Below are 7320 nucleotides of genomic sequence, written 5' to 3' on the forward strand. Positions count from 1 at the left end.
TTCTGTACCTACCGGTCGAACATGATCAGCACGATCAGCAGCGTGGCGAGAAGGACCGCAACTGTGCCTGCCAGGGCAAAGACCAGAGAGTGATACAGCCTCGGTGGTGTCGGCGGGGTGTCGGAGATCGTTACCGGGTTGTCGGAGTCGGGTCCGACAACCCCCGGCGACACCGTGGGTGGTGTCGGGGTGGTGTCGGAGATCGTTACCGAGTTGTCGGAGTCGAGTCCGACAGTCTCCGTCTGCACCGCTGGGACGTCCGAGTCGGTCTCGGCCAGTGTCTGCGCGAGCTGCCAGAACGAGGCGTCGAGCGAGGAGATGGTCCGGGCCGCGGCGATGAGATGCCACAGGGTGTCGGGGTCAGCGCGCAGCACCTTGACGAGGGGGGCGACGTGCCGGTCGTCGGGGACCTGGCGGGCGGTGAGGATGTCCTGGACGACGGTGGGTTCGATATCCGCCCTGGTCGCCAGCTCCGCCGGGGTCAGGGCGGTGAACTCGGCGTAGGTGCACAGGTAGCGGGCCAAGGCGCGGCGTGGTGGTGGTGCCTGCGTGGCGATGGCGTGGGCGAGGTAGCCGAGACGCACACGCCGGTGTGGCAGCGCGGGCAGGTCGAGGATCGGCTGCGTGCGCAGCTCCGGGGCGGTGATCAGTTCGAGAGCCGCCGCTTGGCGGGCGTACTCCTCACGGACGGTCGTGGTTTCGACGGCCTCCGCCCTGACCCTCAACAGTTCCTCGCGTGTGGTGTGGAACTGCTTCTCCAACTCGTCGGCGCGTTGCGACTGCTCCAGTCGGCCACGCTCAGCGAGGTTCAGGGCTTCCAGCAGACGGATGTGGTCCTCGTGCCGTTCCTGCTTGAGTCGCGCGACTCTTGCTTGGAGGTGGGAGAGCACGGGCGAGGTTTCCGGCACCTCGGGGAGGGCCGGTGTGCCCGGCGGCGGGGTGATCAGGCCGAGGTAGCCCGGTGGTGTCTGTCCGTACGCGTGTCGGTAGAACCCGGCGGCCTGGGCCCGGATGCCGGCGTCGTCGCAGCCATCGGGCAGACAGCCGATGATCATCTCGGTGGTGTCCCAGCGCGGGCCGCTGCGGTAGCGGCCACCGAGCTGTTCGGACAGCGATCTCCGATCGACCCCGACCGGCAGGATCCCGCGTTTCGTGGCGACTCGCAGCACCTCGGCCTGCCCGTACGGCCCGAAGTGGGTGTCGACCAGGCGCCGTGCGTACAGCGTGTACTCCGCAGCGTCAGGGCTTGCGCATCGCTGGCGGATCTTGTCCTCGGGGGTCTTCCTGGAGCGTCTACGCGAGGGGTTGTCGTCGGGACCGGTGCTCATGCCGTCGTCGTCCTTGATGGCCGGGGGAACCCGACAACGCCAGATGTCGGGAATTCGCCGTGCGCTCTTTCCCGACACGTGGTTCATCGGTGAGAGTTCACTTGGCCGGCGTTGACTGTGCGCTCGGTCAGGGTTGCTCCGCGTTGCTCGGTTTGGCCGCCAGATCAACGCGGAGCACCCGCTCAGTTACGACACGTGAGAGGACTATTGCAGATGCTTCCTCGGGGCTCGCGTTGGCAAACCGCCGCCATTCTTGTCGCCCTGGCAGCTCTCTTCGTCGCACCAGCAGTGCGACGGGCACGCCGCCGCCGTCCGGCCTACCAACCGCGGCGCCAGGCGCGGTGACCGGACCCCCTCCCGGTCAGCCGGCCCCCCCAGTGACCACGGCGTACGGCTGGTTGCGGGGATGGGGCATGCTTGCCCGCTGTGACGAAGCATCTGCGGTTGGTGCTCGCAATGGTCGGCGGGCTGGGTCTGGTTGCCATCGTGTTGAGTCGGGTTCCGGGGTCGTGGTGGACGGCTCGGTGGGACACCGTGGTGGCGAACTGGCCGCTGCTGGTGCTGACCGTGGTGAGCCTGGTCTGCCTGGGAGTTGGCGGTCCAGCGGGGTGGCGTGCGGCCGTGGCGCTGGTACGACGCCGGCGAGGCCCGGTCGAACCGCCGTCGGCGGCGCCGCAGCCACCGGACCGGTCGCTGCGGCCGATTCCCACCTGGACGATCTCGGCCGGCGCGCTGCTGGTCGCGCTGGTCACCTGGGGAGCGGTCTGGTGGCTACAGATGGGTGTACCGGCCGGCGGCGCGGCGGTCGAGCGAGCCCAGCTACGGGTGGAGACAATCCGCACCGGACTGTCAATCGGAGCCGGGGTGGCCGCCGCGCTCGCCCTGGTACTCGCGTTGCGCCGGCAGCAGGTGGCCGAGCGGACCCAGCAGGCCACCGAGTACGACGCCGGCGAGAAGCGGGTCACTGAGCTGTACGTGAAGGCCGCCGACCAACTCGGCTCGGACAAGGCCCCGGTCCGCCTCGCCGGCCTCTACGCCCTCGAACGCCTCGCCCAGGACAACCCGGCACACCGACAGAGCATCACCGAGGTCATCTGCGCCTACCTGCGCATGCCCTACACACCGCCCGATGACCAGGCGCCCCCTGCCTTAGACGACCCGGACGCGCAGCCCGCTACGCGCGGCACGGACGAACTCGCACCCCCCGGCGATCAAGCGGCAGCCGTGGACAAGTCCAGCAAGGCCACCACCGACCCGCGCGAGGAACGCCAGGTCCGCCTCGCCGCCCAACGCATCCTCGCCCGCCACCTCAGGCCCACCAGCCCAGACGGGACACCGAACCCCGCCTACTGGGGCCACCGGATCACGCTCGATCTCACCGAAGCCACCCTCATCGACGCCAACTTCAACGACTGCATGCTCCACCAGGCGACCTTCCAAAACACCACCTTCAGCGGCGTCGCCGGGTTTGGCGGGGCGATGTTCAGCGGCGTCGCCGGGTTTGGCGGGGCGATGTTCAGCGGCGTCGCCGGGTTCGACGGGGCGATGTTCAGCGGCGTCGCCGGGTTTGGCGGGGCGATGTTCAGCGGCGTCGCCGGGTTCGACGGGGCGACGTTCAGCGGCGTCGCCGGGTTTGGCGGGGCGATGTTCAGCGGCGTCGCCGGGTTCGACGGGGCGACGTTCAGCGGCGTCGCCGAGTTCCGCGGGGCGACGTTCAGCGGCGACGCCGAGTTCCGCGGGGCGACGTTCAGCGGCGACGCCGAGTTCCGCGGGGCGACGTTCAGCGACGACGCCTGGTTCAGCGAGGCGACGTTCAGCGACGACGCCAGGTTCGACGGGGCGACGTTCAGCGACGACGCCGAGTTCCGCGGGGCGACGTTCAGCGGCGTCGCCTGGTTCGGCGAGGCGACGTTCAGCGGCGTCGCCTGGTTCAGCGAGGCGACGTTCAGCGGCGACGCCAGGTTCGGCGGGGCGATGTTCAGCGGTGGCGCCGGGTTCCGCGGGGCGATGTTCAGCGGTGGCGCCGGGTTCCGCGGGGCGATGTTCAGCGACGACGCCTGGTTCGGCGAGGCGATGTTCAGCGGTGGCGCCGGGTTCCGCGGGGCGATGTTCAGCGGCGTCGCCTGGTTCGGCGAGGCGACGTTCAGCGGCGTCGCCTGGTTCGACGAGGCGACGTTCAGCGGCGACGCCAGGTTCGACGAGGCGACGTTCAGCGACGACGCCAGGTTCGACGAGGCGACGTTCAGCGGCGACGCCAGGTTCGACGAGGCGACGTTCAGCGACGTCGCCTGGTTCGGCGGGGCGACGTTCGATCCTGGTAGGGGGCAGGCGTGGCCCGAGGGATGGCGACTCGACGGGGCCCAGAGGCTGATTAAGGATCCTGACCAGGCTGCCTCTCCTTCGACGAGCGAGGGATCTCCCGAAGTCGAGGGACTGAAATCGTGAGTGTCCTGTCTCGGCGAACCGGAGCCACGCGGCCGGGCCTTCGGCGCTGTGGCGGGGGGTGTCCCCTATGGGGTTGGTCAAGTCCCTGAAGGGGGGGCGACGTCGAGCTGGTCGACGAACCACCCGTTCTGACCCCGGCCGCCCACAAGGACTCTTGTCGCCAGCCGGCGTTGTCGGGGTGTGAGGTCCGACCGATCCGGATTCGGGTGGCAGCGCCGGCTACGGTTGTCCACCCGCGACAGAGTTGGAAGTGGCACCAGCCGTGCCGGTGGCGGATGTCGGGTGGCCAGCGCCAGAGCCTGGACGAGCCGCACCCCGCCCAGCATCGACCGGACATTGTCATGCTCGGGGGTGCTGGCAGCCGCGGCGTTCGTTGGCTGGGCACAACCTCGGACACGAAGACAGCCCGGAGTGGGCTTATCCGGGTCAGCTTCGGGCTGACCCCGGGAACAGCAGGCGGGTGGCCACTAGGCACGAGGCTCGCTGCTATGCGTTGACTTGGTGTCGTCCGCAGGATCACGAGTGAGCGCCAGCAGCGGCGTCCAAGGCCAGAGAATTGGAAGGTGGCATGTTCAATTAAATTGAGCCATATAATTCATATTCCATTTTGTGGACGCCGTCTTGGACGGCTGCTCGTCCCAATGATTGGTAGATCAATCTCCTGATGACATGCTGATCCAGATGAGTGGGGGAGGTTTGATTGCTTGGGCTGTTCGGGTAAGAACGTTCCGTCCTGTTTCAGGATGTTCCACGTTCCGCCGTTCTGCGTCAACCTCCCCAAAGCTGCAGGTCAGCGCTTGGTCCGTTTCAGGGTGTTTCAGCTTTGCTGATTCTCTCGTTTGCGCTTGCATCTCCCTTCCTCTTGGGCGACGCTGGGATCCGAAGAGCAGATCTGTCGGTCAGGGAACCGAATGATCTGAACCGACCCGACAACGGAATCTGACCCTGTTCCAACACAGCTTCGCGAGTTCCAACACAGCTTCGCGAGCAGGAAGGGACGTAATCATGGCTGCCGAGCGATCTCACGTGCCAGCCCGTGGCCGCGCGTTGCTGTCCTCGCAGCCTGCTGTTAGGCGAGACGGACCCATCCTGGATGCCCTCACGATTTCCCTCCCAGCGTTGAAGGTAGCCTTGATCGATACCCCGGGCGCAGGCGAGAGCCCTCCGTTCTTGCTAGCCAGGCGTATTGCTGCTGCCTGGCATGCGAGGCAAGCTCCAGGAATGTCGGGCCGTGATCACTGGCGCACAGTCACGCGCTACAACTCCCCTGGTGCATGGCCTCGGCCGCAGCTAGCCTCGGGAAGTTGTGCCTCTGATCTGCAGTGCTGGTTGAGGTTTTTTGTGCTTGAGTCATCGCTTCACGGGTGCGCGACTAATCCCTGCCAAAGGTGTCGTTCAGCGCAGCTGCTGGCGTGGACGAGTATGGACGGGCGATTGCGGCTTGCAACAACCGACCGCTGGGTCGGTGCGTACTTCCCGTCGGACACGGTTGCGAACGGCCACGACCACGCACCGTGTCATGAGCGCCGGCCAGCAGCGGGACAGGTGCCCCTTGTGCTGTTCGTGGATTTGACTTCGAGCATTTCATCGGACACTGTTGCGAACGGCCACGACCACGCACCGTGTTATGAGCGCCGGCCAGCAGCGGGACGGGTGCCCCTTGCGCTGCTTGTGGATTTGACTTCGAGCATTTCAGGCGAGGGAAAGACGTCCACGCTGCTGAAGTTGTTTAGCGAGCCTGATCGGGATCACCGCAGTCGGTGGTGGAGCCCGGCCAAGCCCGGCACCCGAGTGGCTATATGGCAGGCGGGGACACAGCGTTGGCTCGCACTGTGCTCGCCTCTGCGCAGGAACCAGACGGTCCCCGCTAGCGCCGATCAGCTCACGTGGTCCATCCATTCGTGTGATTCGCTGTCCCAAGCAAGGGCCTATCCTGGCTATGAGGTATTCCACTCAAGGGAGAATCGGGACGCGAGGGTACGTTCTGCGAGCCTACGGGGGCTTCTAATGACGAGGACACCGGCGCGGGGATCGACAGGGCCCGGCAGGATGCCGAGTGCGGGTGGCTGGCAAGCCCGAAGGTTCGGGCCATTGAGGAGTAGGCCACGTTCGTCTGGGCCGGGCAGCCAAAGGCTCGTAGTGCCGCGAGGTGTTTTGCCTCGGTTGCCAGGAGGCACGAGCTCTTTCCATGAGTGCCTGGCGCGATCCAGGGCGCGGCGAGCGCGTGATGCGGTGGGTGTCCTCCAGCACCGCGATGCTGCGACTCCTTCCGATCCTCGCCTCGGTCCGTCAACCACTGGAGTTGCTGATGGTTCGTTGTGAGCGCTGCTGCAGGCTTGGCACCTGACCTGTCCTTTGGCTGACTCGCCTGCCCTGGATGGAAGAACTCCGACAGCGGATCCGCCCCCTGGCCCAGATCGACTCGATCAACTTGGGCTGATTGGGGGGATTCTTTGTGTGTGGCAGAAGGGCCCGTCCTTAGGTTTGGGGTCGGGGCAGGTAGCGATAGATAGAGCGGTACTGCAGGTTCAACAAATGTTCTGAGGGACAGGAAGTCTCGCGGGACCATATGCTTCCCGGAATTTCTTCGTTTGTCATGCGTCGGGCGGGTATCCCGGGAGAATGAAGAGGCTCGCCGTCTAACCAGCGGTGGGCCTTTTCGCCATTTCATGGTGAGCTTAGCGCGATGACCGCAGGCTGTTGATCATCGCTGTGTAGGACTGCCGCGTGAGCGCCGGAACGCCCTGTGTAAGTAGCAAGGCGGGTGTCTGACATTACTATCGACGATCTTGAATTATTGTTTCAGGCTGTTCCGTCATGACCCGCAGACGTCGAGCGCCGAAACGGGCAGCTCTCTCCGTACGCGCTGACCGTTTCAACGTGTCTCGGAAACGCGTCCGCAGTGTCCTCTTATTCCATTTCGACCTGATCCTGGAACGGGTCACCCGGCGCCCGGAAGTGGATTTCCGAGCGCTTGTGACACACTGAGAGTTGCGACGCAGGGCTGGTTACCCGGCGTCTTTTCCCAAGATCTGGAGCCGGGGTTTCCCCGGCTCCAGAGGTACCACCGGGACTCCGGAAGACCGGGCCCGCCCGACGCACGACGCCCGGCTCCGCCGGGAGAAACGGAGTGACGGAGATGAGTGTCTCCGGTGTATCCCCGCTCGTCCTCACCGCGAGGACGACGGCCTTCGTGTCCACCATCGTGGCCTTGGCGGCGGTCTTCACCGACCTGCTCGACCGGGGCTACGACCTACCTACCTCGCTCTTCGCGGCGACCACGGTGGGCGTCCTGGCGTCGGTGATCGCCGCCTACCTCCTGGGTCGGATCGAGTTCGCCATCGGAGTCGGTGGCCCTCGGCCGCCGAACCAGGCGTAGCCCGGAGTACTGGGCGGGGGGGGGGGGGGGGGGGGGGGGGGGAGGGGGGAGGGGAGAGGGGGGGGGGGGGGGGGGGGGGGGGGGGGGAGGAGGGGGGGGGGGGTTGGTGGTTTTGGGCAGCATAAGCGGAACAGGGGATTCCGCCTGTGGTGGCATCGCAGCGCGGGA

Annotated in this window: 3 protein-coding genes; 2 read left to right on the forward strand and 1 reads right to left on the reverse strand. The window is 66.5% G+C overall.

Features of this window, described 5'->3' with window-relative positions; all coding sequences use genetic code 11:
* Positions 1 to 8: 8 nt before the first annotated feature.
* Complete coding sequence (locus ACZ6QQ_RS36000; protein ID WP_465882459.1) at positions 9 to 1328, reverse strand: hypothetical protein; 1320 nt, start codon at positions 1326 to 1328, stop codon at positions 9 to 11.
* A 426-nt stretch (positions 1329 to 1754) separates the two neighbouring features.
* Between ACZ6QQ_RS36000 and ACZ6QQ_RS36005 the strand changes: the two genes are divergently transcribed.
* On the forward strand, positions 1755 to 3773 hold the full coding sequence (locus tag ACZ6QQ_RS36005) for a pentapeptide repeat-containing protein (RefSeq protein ID WP_465882460.1): 2019 nt from the start codon (positions 1755 to 1757) through the stop codon (positions 3771 to 3773).
* A 3139-nt stretch (positions 3774 to 6912) separates the two neighbouring features.
* Positions 6913 to 7152: a hypothetical protein gene (locus ACZ6QQ_RS36010; protein ID WP_465882462.1), complete on the forward strand. Its 240-nt coding sequence runs from the start codon at positions 6913 to 6915 to the stop codon at positions 7150 to 7152.
* The last annotated feature ends 168 nt before the right edge of the window (positions 7153 to 7320 follow it).

It is taken from the genome of Micromonospora sp. NPDC049529, from assembly GCF_055586685.1.

Excerpts from the sequence above, each read along its gene's own strand:
- ACZ6QQ_RS36010 (WP_465882462.1), top strand. The coding sequence starts at position 6,913 with ATGAGTGTCTCCGGTGTATCCCCGCTCGTCCTCACCGCGAGGACGACG.
- ACZ6QQ_RS36000 (WP_465882459.1), bottom strand. The coding sequence starts at position 1,328 with ATGAGCACCGGTCCCGACGACAACCCCTCGCGTAGACGCTCCAGGAAG.